The 19804-nt window shown below is 73.3% G+C and carries 19 protein-coding genes; 7 read left to right on the top strand and 12 right to left on the bottom strand.

Annotated elements, in window-relative coordinates:
- Positions 1–57: 57 nt before the first annotated feature.
- Both ACF06X_RS06640 and ACF06X_RS06645 read right to left on the bottom strand, forming a co-directional pair.
- Positions 58–903 (bottom strand): polysaccharide deacetylase family protein, encoded by an 846-nt coding sequence (locus ACF06X_RS06640; RefSeq protein WP_392286111.1) that lies wholly within the window; start codon positions 901–903, stop codon positions 58–60.
- Between the two features lie 129 nt (positions 904–1032).
- A complete protein-coding gene (locus ACF06X_RS06645; RefSeq protein ID WP_392286112.1) occupies positions 1033–2223 on the bottom strand; it encodes a CapA family protein in 1191 nt (396 codons plus the stop codon).
- 262 nt (positions 2224–2485) lie between these two features.
- Here ACF06X_RS06645 and ACF06X_RS06650 point away from each other — a divergent pair, with 262 nt between their 5' ends.
- From ACF06X_RS06650 to ACF06X_RS06660, 3 genes are all read left to right on the top strand, one after another.
- Positions 2486–3049, top strand: coding sequence for a sigma-70 family RNA polymerase sigma factor (locus tag ACF06X_RS06650; protein WP_392286113.1), 564 nt, complete (start codon positions 2486–2488; stop codon positions 3047–3049).
- 4 nt (positions 3050–3053) lie between these two features.
- Entirely contained in the window at positions 3054–3467 is a 414-nt protein-coding gene (locus ACF06X_RS06655; RefSeq protein WP_392286114.1) for a PaaI family thioesterase, read from the top strand.
- Positions 3468–3661: 194 nt separating this feature from the next.
- The gene (locus ACF06X_RS06660) at positions 3662–4156 is read left to right on the top strand and encodes a hypothetical protein (protein WP_392286115.1); all 495 of its coding nucleotides are present in this window, start codon (positions 3662–3664) and stop codon (positions 4154–4156) included.
- Positions 4157–4185: 29 nt separating this feature from the next.
- Here the strand turns inward: ACF06X_RS06660 and ACF06X_RS06665 are convergent, their stop codons facing one another.
- The 8 genes from ACF06X_RS06665 to ACF06X_RS06700 all read right to left on the bottom strand — a co-directional run bounded on the left by ACF06X_RS06665 (position 4186) and on the right by ACF06X_RS06700 (position 14304).
- Positions 4186–5391: a sensor histidine kinase gene (locus tag ACF06X_RS06665; protein ID WP_392286116.1), complete on the bottom strand. Its 1206-nt coding sequence runs from the start codon at positions 5389–5391 to the stop codon at positions 4186–4188.
- The gene (locus ACF06X_RS06670) at positions 5388–7127 is read right to left on the bottom strand and encodes a cation acetate symporter (RefSeq protein ID WP_392286117.1); all 1740 of its coding nucleotides are present in this window, start codon (positions 7125–7127) and stop codon (positions 5388–5390) included. The genes ACF06X_RS06665 and ACF06X_RS06670 overlap by 4 nt, the downstream gene beginning before the upstream one ends.
- Before the next feature lie 15 nt (positions 7128–7142).
- Positions 7143–7568 carry a hypothetical protein gene (locus ACF06X_RS06675; RefSeq protein WP_392286118.1) on the bottom strand — a complete coding sequence of 142 codons (426 nt, stop codon included), beginning with the start codon at positions 7566–7568 and terminating at the stop codon, positions 7143–7145.
- 124 nt (positions 7569–7692) lie between these two features.
- Positions 7693–8484: a LytR/AlgR family response regulator transcription factor gene (locus ACF06X_RS06680; RefSeq protein WP_392286119.1), complete on the bottom strand. Its 792-nt coding sequence runs from the start codon at positions 8482–8484 to the stop codon at positions 7693–7695.
- Positions 8485–8537: 53 nt separating this feature from the next.
- On the bottom strand, positions 8538–9413 hold the full coding sequence (locus tag ACF06X_RS06685) for an Fpg/Nei family DNA glycosylase (RefSeq protein ID WP_392286120.1): 876 nt from the start codon (positions 9411–9413) through the stop codon (positions 8538–8540).
- A 53-nt stretch (positions 9414–9466) separates the two neighbouring features.
- On the bottom strand, positions 9467–10879 hold the full coding sequence (locus tag ACF06X_RS06690; protein ID WP_392286121.1) for a wax ester/triacylglycerol synthase family O-acyltransferase: 1413 nt from the start codon (positions 10877–10879) through the stop codon (positions 9467–9469).
- Between the two features lie 75 nt (positions 10880–10954).
- The gene (locus ACF06X_RS06695) at positions 10955–13057 is read right to left on the bottom strand and encodes a SpoIIE family protein phosphatase (RefSeq protein WP_392286122.1); all 2103 of its coding nucleotides are present in this window, start codon (positions 13055–13057) and stop codon (positions 10955–10957) included.
- Positions 13058–13107: 50 nt separating this feature from the next.
- On the bottom strand, positions 13108–14304 hold the full coding sequence (locus ACF06X_RS06700; protein ID WP_392286123.1) for a DUF6777 domain-containing protein: 1197 nt from the start codon (positions 14302–14304) through the stop codon (positions 13108–13110).
- 193 nt (positions 14305–14497) lie between these two features.
- On the opposite strand from ACF06X_RS06700, the gene ACF06X_RS06705 reads away from it, so the two are divergent.
- The 4 genes from ACF06X_RS06705 (at position 14498) to ACF06X_RS06720 (ending at position 17769) form a co-directional block, all read left to right on the top strand.
- Positions 14498–15514 carry a YndJ family protein gene (locus ACF06X_RS06705; protein WP_392286124.1) on the top strand — a complete coding sequence of 339 codons (1017 nt, stop codon included), beginning with the start codon at positions 14498–14500 and terminating at the stop codon, positions 15512–15514.
- On the top strand, positions 15511–16062 hold the full coding sequence (locus ACF06X_RS06710; RefSeq protein WP_392286125.1) for a DUF1990 family protein: 552 nt from the start codon (positions 15511–15513) through the stop codon (positions 16060–16062). The genes ACF06X_RS06705 and ACF06X_RS06710 overlap by 4 nt, the downstream gene beginning before the upstream one ends.
- Positions 16063–16134: 72 nt before the next feature.
- A complete protein-coding gene (locus tag ACF06X_RS06715) occupies positions 16135–16299 on the top strand; it encodes a hypothetical protein (protein ID WP_392286126.1) in 165 nt (54 codons plus the stop codon).
- Positions 16300–16341: 42 nt separating this feature from the next.
- Positions 16342–17769, top strand: a complete 1428-nt coding sequence (locus ACF06X_RS06720) for a lipase maturation factor family protein (protein ID WP_392286127.1) — start codon at positions 16342–16344, stop codon at positions 17767–17769.
- A 78-nt stretch (positions 17770–17847) separates the two neighbouring features.
- Here the strand turns inward: ACF06X_RS06720 and ACF06X_RS06725 are convergent, their stop codons facing one another.
- Both ACF06X_RS06725 and ACF06X_RS06730 read right to left on the bottom strand, forming a co-directional pair.
- The gene (locus ACF06X_RS06725) at positions 17848–18018 is read right to left on the bottom strand and encodes a hypothetical protein (RefSeq protein WP_391933411.1); all 171 of its coding nucleotides are present in this window, start codon (positions 18016–18018) and stop codon (positions 17848–17850) included.
- 253 nt (positions 18019–18271) lie between these two features.
- Positions 18272–19747 (bottom strand): SDR family NAD(P)-dependent oxidoreductase, encoded by a 1476-nt coding sequence (locus ACF06X_RS06730; RefSeq protein ID WP_392286128.1) that lies wholly within the window; start codon positions 19745–19747, stop codon positions 18272–18274.
- Positions 19748–19804: the final 57 nt, after the last annotated feature.

The raw sequence follows: 19804 nt of genomic DNA on the forward strand, positions 1-19804 counted from the left end.
GGCGGCGCACGACGAGAGGCCCCCGGCGCCGAGCGCCGGGGGCCTCGTCGTACGCGCTCAGCGCCGGGGGACGGTGATGCTGTAGCCGGCGTCGATGAGTTCGGGCAGATAGCGAGCCAGCGCGGCCACGCTCTGCGAGCGGTCGCCGCCCGCGTCGTGCGAGAGCACCACCACTCCGGGCGCGGCCCCGTCCAGGACCCTGCGGACGATGCTCGCGGTGCCGGGTTCCTGCCAGTCGAGGGTGTCGACGGTCCAGGCGAGCGGCTCCATGCCCAGCTCGGCGCCGATCTCGAAGGAGTGCCGGTTCCATGCTCCGAACGGGGCGCGGTACCACAGCGGCGCCGAGCCGAGGATCCCCTCGACCAGGTCGCTGGTCGAACCGAGCTCCTCCCGGATGCGCGAGGGGCGGAGTTTGGGGATCAGGGGGTGGGACCAGGAGTGGTTGCCGACCACGTGGCCGTCGGCGGCCATCTGCCGTACCAGGTCCTTGTTCTCGACCGCCATCTCACCGCAGACGAAGAACATCGCCCGGCAGCCGTGGCGGCGCAGGATGGCGAGGATCTCCGGTGTGTAGCGGGGGTCGGGCCCGTCGTCGAAGGTGAGCACCATGGAGCGGCCGACCCCCGACATCTTCAGGAACGGCCGTTGCCGGACCGGCGGGAGCGCCTTCCGGAAGGCCGGGGGCGCGTAGGCCGTCATGGGCTGGAGACGGTACGAGGAGGGCTTGAGACGGGCGCGGGCCTGCGGTCCCGCCGCCGGACCACCGCCGGCGCCGCTGCCCGCGCCGGTCACGGGGGCGGCTCTCTCCGTCGTGCTGTAGCGGTCGGCCGCGAAGACTCCGACCGTGGCTGTGGCCCCCAGGGCGGCGGCGATGCGCAGCACCGCCCGGCGCCCCGTGGGCATCTGATCCTTTTTCATGACTAATGGCTCGCATGGCCGAAGGCCCCAGACCCTCACCCACACCGGTCAGCTGTCCGAAAACACCCGATGAGCCGATAGTCGGCCGCACCGCGGGGGCCTACTGCCGCGGGGCTACTCCCCCATCACAAGCCCGTCCCCGGCAGCGCCCCGCTCCAGGACGACGTCTCGGATGGTGTCGCGTACGGCGGTGAGGGGTTCGCCCGCCTTGATGGCGGCGTTGAGGTTGACGACCCGGCCGCGGCCGGTGTCGAACCACTGCGGGAGGAACTCGGCCGCGGTGACCTCCCAGCGCGCCCCCGGAGCCTTGGGCGGGGCGAAGGTGAAGCGGCCGAGGGTGCCCTGGTTGCCGCGCGGGTCGAACACGCCCGCGTGGTTGATCATGTCGCCGGCGATCTGGTCGCCCATGCCGTAGATGATCCAGGTGCCGTTGACCTTCTCGTAGGCCTGCGGGACGTGGGCGTGGGTGCCGAGGATCAGGTCGATGTCGGGCCGGCCGCCCGTCCGCGAGGCCGTCAGCGACCTGCCGAGGGTGAGCTGGCGCTCGTCGGGGGCGGTCTGCCACTCCGTTCCCCAGTGGACGCTGACCACGACGACGTCGGCGCCGGCCTTCCGGGCGGCCCGGGCGTCGGCGATGATCTTCTCTTCGTCGATCAGGTTGACCGCCCACGGCTGCCCGGCCGGCATCGGATAGCCGTTGGTGTCGTACGTGTAGGCGAGCTGGGCGACCGTCGCGTCGCCCGCCTTCAGCAGGGTGGGTGTGGCGGCCTCCTCGGCGGTGCGGGCCGACCCGGCGTGGCGCACGCCCGCCTTGTCGAGCGCGTCGAGGGTGCGGCCGAGGCCGGCGGCGCCGTCGTCCAGGGTGTGGTTGGAGGCGGTGGAGCAGGAGTCGTAGCCGGTCTCCTTGAGCGCGACGGCGATCTCGGGGGGCGACTTGAAGGCGGGATAGCCCGTGTAGGGGCCGCCCTCCTCGCCGTAGACGGTCTCCATGTGGCAGATCGCCAGGTCGGCGCGGGAGACGACGCTCTTGACCCCGGACAGCATGGGGCGGAAGTCGTATCCGGCGCCGCCCGCGTCCTCGGCGGCGCGGCGGATGATCGAGGCGTGCGGCAGGACGTCGCCGGTGGCGACGAGGGTGAAGCCGGTCAGGGCGGAGGCTCCGCCGGCGGCCGCCGAGGGGACGGCGGGGCGGGCCTTCCGCGCGGGCGAGGCCTCGGGGGTGTCGACGGCGCCGGCACAGCCGGTCGCCACCGTGAGCAGGGCGGCGGCGAAGGCCATCGCCCCCTGTCTCGTGCGCTGCGTCATCAGCCGACTCCGAGTGATTCATAGGATGAACATCTGTCCAGAGAATTCATGGCCGGATATAAGCCGCAGTCAAGAGACAAAGCCGCAGGAGCCGATAAACCCCGCCGAAACGGACGCATAGCCTCCGCCTGACCGTTCACCGCACCATTCGCCGCTCGGTGCGACCGCTCGTCGCACACCGCTGTCCGTTCTCTGTCCCTCGCCGCCCGCATGCGTTCGTATACGCCCGTGGGACGACGAGCCGGCAGGAGAGGTGTGGAGCATGGCGACGGCGACGACGACGACCGACGAGAGGGCCCTGGCGGAGCTGCAGCGTGACCACGGCCCCGCGCTGTTCGGCTTCCTGCTCGGACTGACCTACGGCGACCAGCAGCGCGCCGAGGACCTGGTCCAGGAGACGCTCGTACGGGCCTGGCTCCACCCGGAGGCGTTCGACGGGCCTTACGAGTCGATGCGGCCGTGGCTGTTCACGGTGGCCCGCCGCCTCGCCATCGACGCCCGCCGCTCCCGGCTCGCCCGGCCCACCGAGATCGGCGACGGGGTGCTCGCCGCCACGCCCGACCCCGCCGACGCCACGGAGTCCGCGGTCGCCGCGCTCGATGTGCGCGCGGCCGTGCGGGAGCTGAGCCCCGAACACCGCGCGGTCCTGGTCCGGCTGTACTTCCACGGGCTGACCGTCAACGAGGCCGCCGCCGACCTCGGCATACCGGCCGGCACCGTCAAGTCCCGCTCGCACTACGCGCTGCGCCAGCTCGGGCGCTACCTGCCGGGCTACCGGCCCCGGCGCGGGGGCGTTGCCCGGTCACGGGCCGCCGCCGCACAATGACCGCGTGACGCTGACTCTCGCCGCCGCGGAAAAGGTACTCGCCGACAACTTCGCCCCCTGGGTGCTCGACCTCGGGCTCTCGGTGGTCTCCCTCGACGGGCCGGAGGCGGTCCTCCGCCTCCCCTGGTCGGAACGGCTGGCCCGCGAGGGCGGCGGGCTCAGCGGTCAGGCGCTGATGGCCGCCGCCGACACGGCCACGGTGATCGCGGTCGCGGCGGCCCGCGGCGGCTTCGTCCCGATGACGACGGTCCAGCAGTCGATCAGCTTCCAGCGCGCCGTTCTCGGCGTGGACGTCCTGGTCCGGGCGCGGCTGACCAAGACGGGGAAGCGGATGGCCTTCGCGGACATCACGATGGCGGCCGAGGGCACGCACGAGACGGCCGCCCACGCGACGGCGGTGTACGCGCTGCTCGGCTGAGCTCCGTGCCTCCCAGTCCTCTCAGGTCTCTCTTCTCCCACGGATCCCCCGTCTCCCACCAGCACCGATCCGGCGGGGGAACGTATCCGAAACCACACGGGCGAGTTGAGTAAAGAGCGTCCCACGCCCGTCCTTCTCGGTGGAGGCTCGTGGTCGGGGTCGCCGACCGACACGTCCGGGAGAAGGTGGGAGCGTTGCTGCCCGAGAGTACGAACGGCACCAGTGGAGGCGGGCTCGCCGTCCCGATGGCCTGGCTGTGTGCCGAGTTCACGGCGGACGATCTGCTGCGCGCGAGCTGCCTGGTCCCGCCCGGCACACTCGAGTACCGGGCCGGCCGGCAGACGCTGGCGCTCACCATCCACCTCTGCGAGGGCGCGGCCGCCTCGTCCGGCGCGCGCGCCACGGGCCGGCTCGACGAGTGGATCTCGCGCACCGCCCACGACCGCCCGTGGCCGCGCTGGGTCCGCGAGCGGCTCGACGAACGGGTCCACGCGGGCGAGGAGAGCGCCGACCTGGCCATGGCGCAGGAGACCTGGCGCCGGCTCCGTTCGACGCAACTGCGCGCCGCCGACCTCGGCGGCCTCCCGTCGGCCGCGACCGGCCTCCCGGTCGACGAGTCGGCCCAAGTGTGGCTGCCTGCCTGGAAGTTGGGCCTCCCCCTCGGCCATCTGGCCCTGCATCTGTACTGACACGGGCGGCGCGCGCCAGGCGCCGCGCCCTAGGTGGTCCGGTGGATGCCCGACCGGTACTTGGGTATCCGGACCGTCACCTTCATGCCCGCGCCGAGGGCGGTCTCGATGACGAGGCCGTGCTCCGCGCCGTACACCTGACGCAGCCGTTCGTCGACGTTGGACAGGCCGATCCCGGAGCCGGTGGGGCGTTCCCCGAGGAGGATCGCGCGCAGTTCGGCCGGGTCCATGCCCACGCCGTCGTCCTCGATGGTGACCACCGCCTCGGCCCCCGCGTCCCGGGCGGCGATCGTGACCCGGCAGGCGTTCACGCTGTCCTCCAGGCCGTGTTTCACGGCGTTCTCCACGAGCGGCTGGAGGCAGAGGAAGGGGAGGGTCACCGGCAGCACCTCGGGCGCGATCTGCAGGGTGACCTTGAGCCGGTCGCCGAAGCGGGCTCCGGCGAGCGCCAAGTACTGCTCGATCGCGCGCAGTTCGTCGGCGAGCTGAGCGAACTCGCCGTGCCGGCGGAAGGAGTAGCGGGTGAAGTCGGCGAACTCCAGAAGGAGTTCCCGTGCCTGCTCGGGGTCGGTCCGGACGAAGGAGGCGATGGCGGCGAGGGAGTTGAAGATGAAGTGCGGTGAGATCTGCGCGCGCAGCGCGCGGATCTCCGCCTCGACGATCCGGGTCCGCGAGCGGTCGAGCTCGGCCAGTTCCAGCTGTACGGAGACCCAGCGGGCGACTTCGGTCGCGGCCCGCACCAGGACCGCCGACTCCCGCGAGCCGTAGGCCACCAGCGCGCCGAGGACTCCGTCCTCGCCGGTGAGCGGGGCGATCACCGCCCAGCGCAGCGGGCAGTCGACGTCGGCGCACCCGCTGTGCGTGGAGCGGCTACGGCCCGAGTCGAGGATCTCGGCGACCTGTTCCATGACGTGGTCGCGGTGGTGCCCTTCGCCCGGCCCGTCCCAGGCGAGGACGGCGGACCGGTCGGTGAGGCAGAGCGCCTCCGTCCCCAGCAGCGGGCGCAGCCGCCGGGCGGCCTTGCGCGCGGTCTCCTCGGTGAGGCCGGCGCGCAGCGGCGGGGCGGCGAGCGAGGCGGTGTGCAGGGTGTGGAAGGTGGCCCGCTCGACCGGGGTGCCGAGGTCGAGGTCGGCGGTCCGGGCCCCGCGGCGGGCCGCGAGCCGCCCCAGGACGAAGCCCGCCGCCAGCAGTACGGCTCCCACCGCGGCGGCGGCCGCGAGCGCGATCCCGCTCATCGGTCCGCTCCTTCCCTCGGCGTACGGGGCCGGCCGCTGAGCTCCTCCGGCAGGTGGAGCCGGGCCAGCAGGCCGGGTGTCCCGGCCGGGATGTGCCGGGGGGTGGCCAGCGAGACCAGGATCATGGTGAGGAACCCCAGCGGCACCGACCAGACCGCCGGCCAGGCCATCAGGGTGTGCGGCCAGCCCTCGGCCGGCAGCCCGGCCCGGGTCGCCATCACCGCCGTGAGCGCGGACCCGCCGCCGAGCAGCAGCCCGGCCATGGCGCCGGGCGGGGTCAGCCGCCGCCACCAGATGCCGAGGACGAGCAGCGGACAGAACGAGGAGGCGGAGACGGCGAAGGCGAGACCGACGGCGTCCGCGACGGGCACCTTCGAGGCGACGATCCCGGCGGTCAGCGGGACGGCGGTGGCCAGCAGGGTCGCGAGGCGGAAGTGCCGTACGCCCCGGGAGGGAAGCACGTCCTGGGTGAGCACCCCGGCGACCGCCATGGTCAGTCCGGAGGCGGTGGAGAGGAAGGCGGCGAAGGCCCCGCCCGCGAGGAGCGCGCCCAGCAGATCGCCGAGCACGCCGCCGAGCATCCGGTCGGGCAGGACGAGGACGGCGGCGTCGGCGGCTCCGGTGAGAGCCAGTTCGGGGGCGTAGATCCGGCCGAGCGCTCCGTACACCGGCGGCAGCAGGTAGAACGCGCCGACGAGGCCGAGGACGACGAGCGTCGTGCGGCGGGCGGCGCGGCCGTGCGGGCTGGTGTAGAAGCGGACGGCGACGTGCGGCAGCCCCATGGTGCCGAGGAAGGTGGCGAGGATCAGCCCGTACGTCGCGTACAGCTGGTGGCCGTCGCGCCCGCCGGCCAGCGGCTGCGACCAGCCGAGGGGATCGGCCCCGGTGGCGGCCCGGGCGGGGACGGGGGCGCCCTCGGGGAAGGCGAGTGCGGTGCCGCCCTCGACGCGGTGCGTGCCCGGGTCGAGGGTGACGGTCCGTTCCTCGTACGGCACGGTGTCTACGCGGCCGGTGACGGTGAGCGTGAGCGGGGCGTCGACCTCGATCCGTACGGTGTCGGCGACGCGGACGACGGTGTGTTCGCGGAAGACGGCCGGGGCGTCGAAGCGGACCCGGGGCGCGCCGTCGCCGGACCACGCGGCGGCCAGGAAGAGGGCGGGCACCAGCAGGGCGGTGAGCTTCAGCCAGTACTGGAACGCCTGGACGAAGGTGATGCTCCGCATGCCGCCGGCGGCGACGATGCCGGTGACGACGACGGCGACGAGCAGACCGCCGACCCAGTCGGGGGCTCCGGTGAGGATCTCCAGGGTCAGCCCCGCGCCCTGGAGCTGCGGGAGGAGGTACAGCCAGCCGACGCCGACGACGAAGAGACTCGCGAGGCGGCGGGCGGGCGGCGATTCGAGCCGGGCCTCGGCGAAGTCGGAGAGGGTGTACGCCCCCGAGCGGCGCAGCGGGGCCGCGACCAGGACGAGCAGGACCAGATAGCCGGCGGTGTAGCCGACGGGGTACCAGAGCATGTCCGGGCCCTGGACGAGGACGAGTCCGGCGATGCCGAGGAAGGAGGCGGCGGAGAGGTACTCGCCGCTGATGGCGGCGGCGTTGAGGCCGGGCCCGGCCGTGCGGGAGGCGACGTAGAAGTCGGAGGTGGTGCGCGATATGCGCAGGCCGAGGGCGCCGATGAGCACGGTGGCCAGGACGACGGCGGTGACGGCGGCCACCGCGTAGGTGTGGTTCACGTCCCTTCCCCGCGCTCAGCGGCCCTCGACGAGGCCGGTGAAGTCGCTCTCGTTGCGTTCGGCGCGGCGGACGTACCAGCGGGCGATGGCCCAGATGACGGGGTACACGCCGACGCCGAGCGCCGCCCAGACGACGGCCTCGGGCGCGGGCAGGGCGAGCAGCAGGGGCAGCGGACCGACGAGCAGGGCGAGCGCGCCGAGCGCCGTGAGGGCGGCCCGGAGCTGGCTGCGCATGAGGGAGCGGACGTAGGTGTGCCCGAGGGTCGTCTGCTCGCTGATCTCGGAGCGGGCGGGCGGATGGCCGGGTCGTCGTGGCGCTCCCGTCCGGGGCGCCGGCGGCAGGCCGTGGGCGCCGTCCCGGAGCGCGGAGGCGCGCGTGACGGTCTCGCGCCGGGGCCGGCGCGGCGGTGGTTCCTCGGACGTCGGTGTCCGCTCCGGCATCGGTCGACCTCGCAGGGGCTGTGGAGTCAACGGAGTGTACGCAGCGGTACGGGCGCGAGGGTAGGGGCCGCCGGTACGGCCTTGGCGTGCGGTGTGCGGGCCAAGGCGGTGGTATCCGGGCCGGTCAGCCGCTCGCGCGGCGCATGAGCAGGTCCCGGAGCTGACGGGCGTGGCGGCGGCTGACGGCCAGCTCCGTGGCGCCGACCCGGACGGAGGTGGCGCCACCGTCGAGGCGGAGCTCGTCGATCCGGCCGAGGGCGACGAGGTGGCTGCGGTGGATGCGGACGAAGCCGCGGGCGGCCCACCGCTCCTCCAGGGTGGAGAGGGGGACGCGGACGAGGTGGCTGCCCTCGTCGGTGTGCAGGCGGGCGTAGTCGCCCTGTGCCTCGACGTAGGCGATGTCGTCGACGGCCACGAACCGGGTCACCCCGCCGAGTTCGACCGGTATGTGCTCGGGCGTCCCGACGGGAGCGGCAGGGGCGGCGGGCGAGGTGGGGACGGCGGGCGCGGCGGGGGCGGCGGAGGCGTGGGCCAGCTCGTGGACCCGGCGGACCGCCTCGGCGAGCCGCTCGCGCCGCACCGGCTTCAGGACATAGTCCACGGCCTTGAGGTCGAAGGCCTGGACGGCGAAGCCCTCGTGGGCGGTGACGAAGACGATCAGCGGTGGCCGGGCGAAGCCGGCGAGCAGCCGGGCGACGTCGAGACCGGTGAGACCGGCCATGTGGATGTCGAGGAAGACGACGTCGACCGCGTCCTCGCCGTCCGGCCCCGCTTCGAGGGCCCGCCCGATCCTGCGCAGCGCCCCGGTGGCGTCGGTGGCGCCCTCGGCGCTGCGCACCCGCGGGTCGGCACGCAGGAGGTAGAGCAGTTCCCCGAGAGCCGGCTCTTCGTCGTCGACGGCCAGTACGCGCAGCATGCGGCGGAGTCTAAGGGGTGGCTTGTGGGGGGTGGCTTGTGGATCGGGCCGGGCTACTTGAGCAGTTTCGACAGGCGCCGGTCCGCGAGCGGTTTGCCGCCCGTCTGGCAGGTGGGGCAGTACTGGAGGGAAGAGTCGCGATAAGACACCTCGCGGATGGTGTCACCGCAGACCGGGCAGGGTTCGCCGGTCCGCCCGTGCACGCGCAGTCCGCTCTTCTTCTCGGCCTTGAGCTTGCCCGCGGCGAGCCCGTGCGCGCGCTCGACGGCCTCCCGCAGGGTGGCGCGCGTGGCCTCGTAGAGGGCGGCGGTCTCGTCGTCCGTGAGGTTCTGGGTCGGTTTGAAGGGGGACATCTTCGCGGCGTGCAGGATCTCGTCGCTGTAGGCGTTCCCGATGCCGGCGATCAGGCTCTGGTCCCGGAGCGCCCCCTTGATCTGCCGCCGTTCCCCGTGCAGCAGGGCGGCGAAGGCGGCGAGGTCGAACTCCTCGGCGAGCGGGTCGGGGCCCAGCCGGGCCACCCCCGGCACGTCCTGCGGATCGCGGACCAGGTGGACGGCGAGCCGCTTGGTGGTACCGGCCTCGGTGAGGTCGAAGCCGTCCCCACCGGTGAGCGCGGTCCGCAGGGCGAGCGGGCCCTTGCCGGGCCGTGGCGGGCCAGAGGGCAGGGGGTCCTTCCACTGGAGCCAGCCGGCGCGGGCGAGGTGGATCAGGAGGTGGAGCAGCTCGCCCGTCGTGCCCGCGCTCTCGATGTCGAGGAACTTGCCGTGCCGGGCGACGCCGACGACCTCCGCGCCCTCGAGGGCGCTCAGGGGTGGGTCGTACGTCTTGAGCACGCTGATCGCGACGGGCAGCACGCGGGCGATCTCCTTGCCCACGAGATGCTCGTCGAGGAACTCTCGCAGCGCTTCGACCTCGGGCAGTTCCGGCATGGCTCCACCCTGCCAGGACCGCCGTCGCGCCGCTCGCTCAGCGGCCCGCCTCCTCAGTGGTCGAGGTGTTCGAGCAGGTCCAGTTCGTCGGCGAACGCGGCCGCCAGCGCGTCGAGGTCGGGGACCGCCTTGCCGTCGGCGACCAGGCCGACGTGGACCTGTCCGCCGTAGGGGGACATGGCCACAGCGAGCGACTGGCCGCGGGCGAGCGGCGCCATGGGGTAGAGCGCGCGCAGCGGGGCGCCGCCCAGGGAGAGCGCGGAGCGCGGCAGCGGCACGTTGGTGACCAGGACGTCGAAGAGCATCCGGGCGGCTCCGGAGGCCAGGGGGGCGCCGAAGCGGTGGGCGAGCGGCGGCAGTTGGTCGGCGAGGACGGTGAGGGCTCCGGCGCCGCGCAGCGGGCCCTCGGCCTTGTTCCGGTCCATCGCACGCCGTACGGCCGCCAGCCGGGCGGCCGGGTCGGGTTCGGTGACGGGGAGGTTGAGGAGGTAGGCGGAGAAGCTGTTGCCGGGGCCCGCGGGGGCGCCGGGCCGGCGGCGTGAGACGGGCACCAGGGCGCGCGGGTCGGCTCCGGGGAGCGGTTCGCCGCGCCCGTCGAGCCATCGGCGCAGGGCTCCGGCGGCGACGGCGAGCAGGACGTCGTTGGCGGTGCCTCCGGAGAGGCGGCGGACCCGGTGGATCCGCTCCTGGTCGAGGGCGGCGGTGGCCACCCGGCGCGTGCCGCTCGAGTGGGCGGCGAGGGCGGCGGTGGCGCGCGGGTCGAGCCGGCTGGCGCGGACGACGGAGGCGCCGACCTCGACGGCCCGGCCGAGTTCCCCGAGGCGGTCCCATGCGGCGTCGACGAGCCGGCCGGGCTCCGGGAGCCAGGAACGCGGGGGTACGGAGGGGGCGCGACGCCCGCCCGTCACCCTCCACCGCCCTTCCGTGGAGTCGCTTCGCGCGCCTTCCTTTCTCCCCGGCCGGCGGGTGGCGGCGGCGATCTCGTCGAAGATGCCGGCTCCGATGGCGACGGCCCGCATGCCGTCGGCGAGGGCGTGGTGGAGCTTGACGAGGACGGCGAACGAGCCGTCGGGGGCGCCGGTGAGCAGGTACATCTCCCAGGGCGGCAATCCGCGTGCGACCGGGCGTTCCATCAGCTCGCCGGCCAGCCGGGCGGCCTCGGTGTCGAAGTCGGCGCCGGGGAGGGCGATCTCCCGTACGTGCCGTCGTACGTCGAAGTCCTTGTCCGTCGCCCAGGCGGCGCCGCCGACGGGCAGCAGGACGTCGCGGACCCGCATCCTCAGCCGGGGGATCGCCTCGGCCCGGCTCGCGAGCAGGGCGAGAAGGCCGGGGGCGGAGCGCTCCCCGTGCTCGTCGGCCCGGGGCGGCGGGCCGAAGTGGGCGAGGGCGCCCAGATGCATGGGGTGGTCGCTGGATTCGAGGTGCCAGAAGGCCAGATCGAGAGGTGCCAGAAGCGTGACGCTCAAGGGATCCCCATGTCCTAGAGGTGGCCCGATCAGAGTGGCCGGGAACCGAAGTCAACCGCGTACGATCGGTTACGGTCAAGTACGATCGATGTACGCAGCGTTAACAATAAATTCGCACCAGACGCATTTGCCTCCGCCGCGCGGTTCGACGCCCCAGACATCCGAGAGCCGGTCCACCAGGAGCAGCCCCCGGCCGGAGACGCCCGACTCCCCCGCCTCCCTCCGTCGCGGCAGCGCGCTGGAGCGGTCCTCCACCTCCACGCGCACCCGCCGGTCCGGCCCCGCCAGCATCCGGAGCGTCACGATCGCCCCGCCGTCGGTGTGCATCAGCGCGTTGGTCGTCAGCTCGTCGGCGACGAGCTCGATCTCGTCGGAGCGCTCCTCCGCGCCCCAGGAGCGCACCGCCGCCCGGATCATGTGCCGGGCGGAGCTCAGCGCCTCCGGGTCGCTCTGCCCCACGTGCTGCCGGAGCCGGCCGCGCGAACGCGGGAAGTACGCCCCCTGCCGGCGCAGCAGCAGGATCGCCACGTCGTCGTCGCCGCCCCGCTCGTCCACGACCTCGCACAGGTGGTCCGCGAGCTGGTGGAGGTCGCGCGGCCCGCCCCGTACCAGCGAGGAGAGCCATCGCATGCCCTCGTCGAGGTCGGATCCCGGCTTCTCCACCAGGCCGTCGGTGTAGAGCAGGAGCGTCTGGCCGGGGTCCAGTTCCAGCGTGGTCACCGGGTAGTCGAGGCGGCCGAACTCGGCCGAGAGACCGAGCGGCAGCCCGCCCTCCACCGCCAGTCGGCGGCTGCCGCCGTCGGAGTCCTGGAGCAGGGGGTCGACGTGTCCCGCGCGCACCACCTGGACCACGCCGGTGGCGAGGTCCGCCTCGGCGTAGGTGCAGGTGGCGAAGCGGTCGGTGTCCAGCTCGTGGAGGAAGACGGAGGCCCGGGCCATCACCGTCGCGGGCGTGTGCCCCTCGGCCGCGTAGGCGCGCAGCACGATCCGCAGCTGTCCCATGACGGCGGCGGCGTGGGTGTCGTGGCCCTGTACGTCCCCGATGACGGCGCCGACCCGGCCGCCGGGCAGCGGGATGATGTCGTACCAGTCGCCGCCGATGTCCCGGCCGAGCCGGGCCGAGCGGTAGCGGACGGCTATCTGCGCGCCGGGCACCTCGGGGATGCGGCGCGGCAGCATCGCCTGCTGGAGCCCTTCGGCCAGGTCGTGTTCCTGTTCGTAGAGCATGGCGCGCTGCAGGCTCTGCGCGATGCTGCTGCCGAGCGCGACCAGCAGATTGCGCTCGTCGGCGCTGAAGCCCGACTTGTCGCTGTAGAGCAGTCCGAGCGCGCCGATCGGCCGGGCCTGGGCGATCAGCGGCAGATACGCCGCCGAGGTGATGCCGAGCCCGCTGATGTGCGGCCACAGGATCGGGTACGAGTCGGCGAAGTCCTGCGCCGAGTCGATGAACCGGGGCCGCAGCGTGCGGATCACCTCGCTCATCGGGTACGGCTCGTCCACCCGGGTGAAGCGCGTGCCGGGGACGAAGGCGCCGTCCGGCCCCTCGGCGACCAGATGGATCCGGCCGGCCTCCAGAAGGCCCACGACGAGGCTGGTGGCGCCGAAGTACTCGAGCCCGTGCGAGTCGTTGAGGAGGTCGATGACGTCCTGCACGGTCCTGGCGTGGGCCAGGGCCGCGGTGGTGCCCTCCACGACGCTGGTGCGTTTGCGCCTCCCTTCGTCCAGGCCAAGCCGCGCGGCGTGCTCGGTCACCTCCTCCGAGGCGTCCCGGACGACGCCGACGATCCGGCGGGGGCGGCCGGTCGCGTCGCGCTCGATGATCCCCTCGGTGTGGGTCCAGCGGGAGGAGCCGTCCCGCAGCCGGACGCGGAAGTACGCGCCGTAGTGTGCGCTGCCGTCCTTGAGGGCGTGGGTGACCAGGGTGTCGAGCCGGCGCGCCTCGTCGGGCGTGACCCGGGAGCCCAGGGTGACCGGGTTGTCGTCGTACTCCTCGGGGCGCATGTCGAAGACGGCCAGCGCCCCCTCGTCCATGGTCATCAGCCCGGTCGTCAGGTCCCAGTCGAAGCTCCCCATCCGGAACGCCCGGCCGTAGTCCCGGAGGAAGCAGCAGGTCGGACCCCCTGCTCCCGATCCGCAGCGGCACTCCGCCGCCTCGCCGCCCCCGCTGCCCGCGCTCATGGGGCCACGCTAGGCGCAGCCCCGGTCACGCGCACGGCGGGGACACCCCCCTAGCCCTCGAAGGTCTCCGGCTGCCGCGGGCCGGTCTCGCCGGGGAAGAGGTCCTCCCAGGAGGGCGGCGGGGCATCGGGGTCGACGGGCTCCTCGGCGGGCGGCACCGCCGGATCCGACCAGGTCGGGGTCGGGCAGCCGGGCGGGATGTGGGGACTCTCGTACGGCGACGGCAACGGCGAGGGGCACTCGGTGGTGGACGGGGCCGGGGACTCGTGGTCCGGGGACATGGTGTCGGGTGACACGGAGTCCGGAGACGTGGGCGCCGGGGACATGGGGTCGGACGACATGGAGTCCGGAGACGTGGGGTCGGGCGACATGGGGTCCGAGCCCCCGGGATCCGGCGTCGTGGGTTCCGCGGTGGGCGTCGGCGGCAGGTCCCAGGGACAGCGGTCCGGGTCGCAGGGCGGATCCGCCGCGGGCCTCCTGTCCTGGTCGCCGTCGGTCCCGGTCCGCCGCTCGATCCACGTGCGGTCGACGACGTCGACGATGACCAGGCTCTGCACGACCGTCGTCGTCGGCCTGATGACCACGACCCGGTCGGGGTGGTAGCCGGGCCAGGGCGTCCCGCTCCGCGCGGCCCCCCGCACGGCGCTCGGCGTACGCAGCGGGTTTCCGCAGGCGCAGCGGACGCGCGGCGCGCCGTACCGGTCGACGAGCACCGCCGTACCCGCCTGGAGGACGGACTGGTACGCGGTGGCGCGGCCGCCGGAGTAGCCGTGGTTGGTGACGCGGGTGTCGGCGCGCAGGACGACGGGCGTGAGGCCGCGCAGCCAGTCCGCCAGCTCGTGCTCGGGAATGCCGGCGCCCTCGGCGAACGCGCGGGCCTTCGGCACGTCGGCGGTGAGGAAGGCGATCTGCCGCTCCACGTCGCAGCTGGTCTCGGAGCGGGTGCCGCCGTAGAGGCCGGGGGTGGAGCCGGTGATCTCCCGGTTCGCCCCGGAGGGCGCCTCTCCGCGCGGCGGGGCAGCGGCCGGCGGGGCGCCGGGCTTCGCCGTGGAGTCGGTGAAGGGGTCGGGACCCTGGGCGGCGACGGGCTGGAGGAGAACCTCCTGGGAGGCGGCCGTCGTCCCGCCGTCTCCGCCTCCGCCGTCGTCGGACGAGCAGCCCGCGACCAGCAGCGCCGCTGCCAGCGCGGCGAGCGCGGTCCGCGCGCCGACATGGGTCCTTCGTGAGCGGCGTATGGGTGAGCGCACCTGGATCTCCCGCCTCTTCCACCCCGGGACGCTCCTTCGTGCCCGTCCCGGGACATTCCTTCATGTCTGTCGCACCGGCCGGTCGGTCGCAAGCGGGGTACGGCCGGGCGGGGGACGGACTTGAACACGTTCAAGGAAACCCTTAGGCTCGCCGCATCGAGTTGAACACGTTCAATCGGGGGGTGGTGCGCGGATGTCCGTGCTGGTGAATCTCATCGTGATGCTCGGCATGTTCGTCGTGGTGCCGGTCGGCCTGCGGCTGATCGACGAGCCGGCAGGACCCACAGGGTCGACAGGGCCGGGACGGCCGGGAGGGCCGGGAGGGCCGGGAGGGCCGGGAGGGCCGGGAGAGAAGGCGCCCCGCCGACTGCGCGCCCTCGGCCGGGCCTGGCCGCTGCTCGCCCTGCCGGGCGCGGTGGCGCTCTGGCTGCCGCGCTCCCCCACGGCGGCGGCGCTCGCCACCGTCTACGCCCTGGCCACGCTGGCCCTGGCGCTGCACGCCCCGGCCCGCCTCGCCGCACGGCTCCACCGCCCCCCGGCCTGCGCCGACCCCGACCGGCCACGCGCTCCCGCCGCCTCGGAGGTCGCGGTGCTCACCGCCCTGGTGACCCCCTCGGTGGCGGGTCTGGCCCTGGTCGCCGAACGCGCCGGACACGAACTCCTCGGCTTCGACCTCGACATCCTGGCCCTGACCGTGCCCCACTTCCACTTCGCGGGGTTCGCCGCCGCCCTGGTGGCCGGCCTGGTCTGCCGTACGTCCGAGGGGCCCGCCACCCGGTTCGCCGCCCTCAGCGTCCCGCTCGGCACCCTGCTGGTCCTGCTCGGCTACTTCATCGACGACTGGGCCGAGCTCGCCGGGGCGCTCATCCTCACCGCCGGGATGTGGGCCGTCGCCCTGCCGACCTGGCGGGAGATCCGGACCGGCGCCGCCGACCCGGTCACCCGCGGCCTCCTCGCCGTCTCCTCCGTGGTCCTCGTGGCGACCATGCTCCTCGCCCTGAGCTGGGCGGTCGGTGAGGCCACCGGGCTGCCCCACCCCAGCCTGACCTGGATGGCCGCCACCCACGGTCTCGGCAACGCCCTCGGTTTCGCCCTCTGCTCGCTGCTCGCCTGGCGCCGCATCCAGGCGACCACCACGCGGTCCACGCCGTCCACGCCGCCCCTGCCCTCAGCACCCCGACCCTCCACCCCCAAGGAGACCGCGTCATGACCCGCCTGATCCGCTCCCTCGCCACCGCCCCGCACACCCCCCGCACGAGCCTCAACTACCCCGACGTCGGCGCCACCGCGGCGGACCGGCTGCCCGCCGGCTACCACCACCTCCATCACACCGTCCGGATCGGCCGGGGCAGGGACGCCTTCGAGACCGCCGGTGCCGCCGTCACCACCTGGCGGATGCACCGTTCCTCCGGCGCCCGGGTCCGCGGCCGGGCCGTCCGCGCCGAGCCCGGCGCCTTCGTCGAGGTCTCGCTCGGCCTCGGCCCCGTCCGCTTCGCCGCGCCCTGCGAGGTGATCTGGACGGCGTACGACGAGGACCGCACCGGATTCGCGTACGGCACCCTCGCCCGGCATCCGGAGAGCGGCGAGGAGTCCTTCGTCGTCGATCTGCACCCCGACGGCTCGGTCTGGTTCACCGTCACCGCCTTCAGCCGGCCCGCCGCCTGGTACACCCGCCTCGGGGGCCCCCTCGTGCCGTACCTCCAGCACGCCTACGCCCGCCACCTCGGCCGTACGCTGCGGCGGATCGTCGAGGGGTGAGCGACACCCCTTGGGCGTTACGCTCCCTTTGTACCCGTATACCCCTACGACGTTCCAGCCGAGGAGCCGGCGATGAGCCAGTACGACGAATACACGAGCCCCTCGCAGGCCGAGGGAGAGCGGCTCGACGAGGACATGGACCCGAACGAGCGGACACAGCGCCATCCGCAGACCACGCGTACCACCCCCTCCCAGGCGGAGGGCGAGCGCGGCGCGGACGACGAGGACAAGGCCTGACTCCACCTCCGCGCCGACGCCTCCGGGTCGATACTGGAGGGGATGGAGTGGTTCACCGCACCCGACTACTGGCTGAGCCGGATCCTCTTCCAGCGAGGGCTCGCCGGGTTGTATCTGGTGGCCTTCCTCGCGGCCGCTCTCCAGTTCCGGGCGCTGATCGGTGCGCGCGGCATGCTCCCCGTACCGGAGTATCTGCGCCGGGTGGAGCCCCGGCGGACGCCCACCCTCTTCCACTGGCACTACTCGGACCGGTTCTTCGCCCTGGTCGCCTGGTCCGGTGCCGCCTTGGCGCTCGCCCTGGTGGCGGGCGCCGGGGACGCGGTGCCGCTTGCCGTATCCATGCTGATGTGGGCGGTGCTCTGGGCCTTGTACCTCTCCATCGTGAACGTCGGCCAGACCTGGTACTCCTTCGGCTGGGAGTCGCTGCTCCTGGAGGCCGGCTTCCTCGCGATCCTGCTCGGCAACGAGGACACGGCGCCGCCGGTCCTCGTCCTGTGGCTGCTGCGCTGGCTGCTCTTCCGGGTCGAGTTCGGCGCCGGGCTGATCAAGATGCGCGGCGACCCCTGCTGGCGCGACCTGACCTGCCTGTACTACCACCACGAGACCCAGCCGATGCCCGGCCCGCTCAGCTGGTTCTTCCACCACCTGCCGAAGCCGCTGCACCGCGTGGAGGTGGCCGCCAACCACTTCGTCCAGCTCGTGGTGCCCGTCCTGCTCTTCACCCCGCAGCCGGTGGCGACGGTCGCCGCCTGTCTGATGGTGGCGACCCAGCTGTGGCTGGTGCTCTCGGGCAACTTCGCGTGGCTGAACTGGCTCACCATCGTCATCGCGCTCTCGGTGATCGACGGCTCGCTGCTCGTCGGTGATCATCCGCAGCCCGATCCGCCGCTCTGGTACGTGGTCGTGGTCACCGCGGCGACCGCCCTGATCCTGGTCCTCAGCTACCACCCGGCGCGGAACCTGCTCTCCCGCCGCCAGGCGATGAACCGCTCGTACGACGCCTTCCACCTGGTCAACACGTACGGCGCCTTCGGTTCGATCGGGCGGGTGCGCGACGAGATCGTGATCGAGGGCACGGACGACCCGGCGCCGCACCCGGGCACGGTGTGGCGGGAGTACGGCTTCAAGGGCAAGCCGGGCGATCCGCGCCGGCTGCCGCGCCAGTACGCTCCGTACCACCTGCGGCTCGACTGGCTGATGTGGTTCGCGGCGCTCTCCCCCGCGTACGCCCGTGACTGGTTCGGCCCTTTCGTCGAGCGGCTGCTCGAAGGCGACCGGGACACGCTCCGGCTGCTGCGCCACAACCCCTTCCCGGACGCGCCGCCGACTCACGTCAGGGCCCGGCTCTACCGCTATCGGTTCACGACCTGGCGGGAGCTGCGGGAGACCGGCGCCTGGTGGCACCGCACGCTGGTGCGGGAGTACATGCCGCCGGCCCGGCTGCGGACGCCCACGCCGGGGCACCGGTAGCCGCCCCGCGTGCCGGACACGCCTGTGCCCCCGACCGGAGATCCGGCCGGGGGCACACGGCGAAGCGACAGTTTCGACTCAGTCGATACCGGGCAGAATGTGCGGCTCCGCGAGATCCTCCTCGTAGCCTGCCAGCCGGATGGGGGCCGAACGGGCCCACACTTCCAGGCTGCCGAGCTCGCCGGACCGCCGGGGCCGCTCCGGACTTTCGGCCGGTCGCTGTTCCTGCTTCGTCAGTTCTGGTGTCACCGCGCACTCCCTTGTGTCGCGTACCAATGAGGACATGGCCGTTCGGTCGCGGTGGCGCCGTTCTTGGGGGCGGGACCGCGGCCTTGGTAGCAGGCCAGTCCCCAGGCCGACCGTGAGGGTTTGGTGAAACCCCGGTGGACGACCGTGGACATCAGAGTAACCAAATGAGCGCCCTCGCGCTCTATGGGGCTCAGAAGTGTGACGCGATCGAGTGAATGTCGAGCGGACGAGCGATTGAGTGCGGCTGAGTGATCTACCAGTTGGCGGGGGCGTAGTCCTTGAGGAAGCAGCCGTACAGGTCCTCGCCGGCCTCGCCGCGCACGACCGGGTCGTAGACGCGGGCGGCGCCGTCGACGAGGTCGAGCGGAGCGTGGAAGCCCTCGTCGGCGAGGCGCAGCTTGTCGAAGTGCGGGCGCTCGTCGGTGATCCAGCCGGTGTCGACCGAGGTCATGAGGATGCCGTCGGTCTGGAACATCTCCTGGGCGCTGGTCCGCGTGACCATGTTCATCGCGGCCTTCGCGGCATTGGTGTTCGGGTGCCCCGCACCCTTGTAGCCGCGGCCGAAGACGCCCTCCATCGCCGAGACGTTGACGACGTACGAGCGACCGCTGGACGCCTTCGCGGCGGCCTCGGCCATCACCGGCCGCAACTTGCTGATCAGGATGAACGGCGCCGTGTAGTTGCACAGCTGGGTCTCGAGCAGCTCCACCGGGGAGATCTGCTCGATGGTCTGCACCCAGGTGTTGGTGTCGACGACGTCCGGCACCAGGCCACCGGCGTCGATGGCCGTGCCGTCGAGGTGGCGGGCCACGCTGGCGTTGCCCGCGACCAGGGCGAGGTCCGCGACCTTCTGCGCGTCGAGCCCGCTCACACCGACGGGCAGCGCGGCGAGTCCGTCGACCGCGCCGGAGTTGAAGGCGCCGATGACGTGATGGGCGGGGAGCTCACCGGCGGGCAGCGGGGCGCTCTCGCCCTCGACCAGGGCGGCGTACGCGGAGGGCAGACGGCGCACGGTCTGCGTCGCGTTGTTGATGAGGATGTCCAGCGGTCCGGCCTCGGCGACCTGGTCGGCGAGGGCCACGGCCTGAGCCGGGTCGCGCAGGTCGATGCCGACGACCTCCAGGCGGTGCAGCCACTCCGCCGAGTCCTCCATCGCCTTGAAGCGGCGGATGGCGTCCTTGGGGAAGCGGGTGGTGACGGTGGTGTGCGCACCGTCGCGCAGCAGCCGCAGCGCGATGTACATGCCGATCTTGGCCCGGCCGCCGGTGAGGAGCGCGCGCTTGCCGGAGAGGTCCGTGCGGGCGTCGCGCCGGGCCCGGTTCTCGGCGGCGCAGGCCTGGCAGAGCTGGTGGTAGAAGTAGTCGACCTCGACGTACCTCGTCTTGCAGATGTAGCAGGAGCGGGGCCGCTGGAGTATCCCGGCGATCCGCCCCTCCTCGGTCACGGAGGAGGGCAGGAGGCCCTCGGTCTCGTCGTCGATCCGCTGGGCGGAGCCGGTGGCGGTGGACTCGGTGACGGCCTTGTCGTGGGCGGTCTTGGCGGCCCGGCGCTCCTGGCGGCGGCGCTGCTTCACGGTCCGGTAGATACCGGCGGTGGCCCGCCGGACGGCGATCGCGTCGGGGTGGTCGACGTCCAGCTTGTCGAGCTCGTCGAGCACGCTGAGGCAGACGGCCAGGCGCTCGGGGTCGATACCCGGCCCGTACTCCTGGGTTTCTTCGGTCACCGTCATGGCCTGTCGTTCCTCGATCGCTCGTACGCTCGCGCGCGCCCATGTCCCAAAAGGAGA

It is taken from the genome of Streptomyces sp. NPDC015346 (assembly GCF_043078785.1).
Classification (GTDB): Bacteria; Actinomycetota; Actinomycetes; order Streptomycetales; family Streptomycetaceae; genus Streptomyces.

Excerpts from the sequence above, each read along its gene's own strand:
- ACF06X_RS06705 (WP_392286124.1), top strand. The coding sequence starts at position 14,498 with ATGTCCGTGCTGGTGAATCTCATCGTGATGCTCGGCATGTTCGTCGTG.
- ACF06X_RS06710 (WP_392286125.1), top strand. The coding sequence starts at position 15,511 with ATGACCCGCCTGATCCGCTCCCTCGCCACCGCCCCGCACACCCCCCGC.
- ACF06X_RS06665 (WP_392286116.1), bottom strand. The coding sequence starts at position 5,391 with ATGAGCGGGATCGCGCTCGCGGCCGCCGCCGCGGTGGGAGCCGTACTG.
- ACF06X_RS06730 (WP_392286128.1), bottom strand. The coding sequence starts at position 19,747 with ATGACGGTGACCGAAGAAACCCAGGAGTACGGGCCGGGTATCGACCCC.
- ACF06X_RS06650 (WP_392286113.1), top strand. The coding sequence starts at position 2,486 with ATGGCGACGGCGACGACGACGACCGACGAGAGGGCCCTGGCGGAGCTG.
- ACF06X_RS06645 (WP_392286112.1), bottom strand. The coding sequence starts at position 2,223 with ATGACGCAGCGCACGAGACAGGGGGCGATGGCCTTCGCCGCCGCCCTG.
- ACF06X_RS06720 (WP_392286127.1), top strand. The coding sequence starts at position 16,342 with ATGGAGTGGTTCACCGCACCCGACTACTGGCTGAGCCGGATCCTCTTC.
- ACF06X_RS06675 (WP_392286118.1), bottom strand. The coding sequence starts at position 7,568 with ATGCCGGAGCGGACACCGACGTCCGAGGAACCACCGCCGCGCCGGCCC.
- ACF06X_RS06640 (WP_392286111.1), bottom strand. The coding sequence starts at position 903 with ATGCCCACGGGGCGCCGGGCGGTGCTGCGCATCGCCGCCGCCCTGGGG.
- ACF06X_RS06680 (WP_392286119.1), bottom strand. The coding sequence starts at position 8,484 with ATGCTGCGCGTACTGGCCGTCGACGACGAAGAGCCGGCTCTCGGGGAA.
- ACF06X_RS06685 (WP_392286120.1), bottom strand. The coding sequence starts at position 9,413 with ATGCCGGAACTGCCCGAGGTCGAAGCGCTGCGAGAGTTCCTCGACGAG.
- ACF06X_RS06695 (WP_392286122.1), bottom strand. The coding sequence starts at position 13,057 with ATGAGCGCGGGCAGCGGGGGCGGCGAGGCGGCGGAGTGCCGCTGCGGA.
- ACF06X_RS06715 (WP_392286126.1), top strand. The coding sequence starts at position 16,135 with ATGAGCCAGTACGACGAATACACGAGCCCCTCGCAGGCCGAGGGAGAG.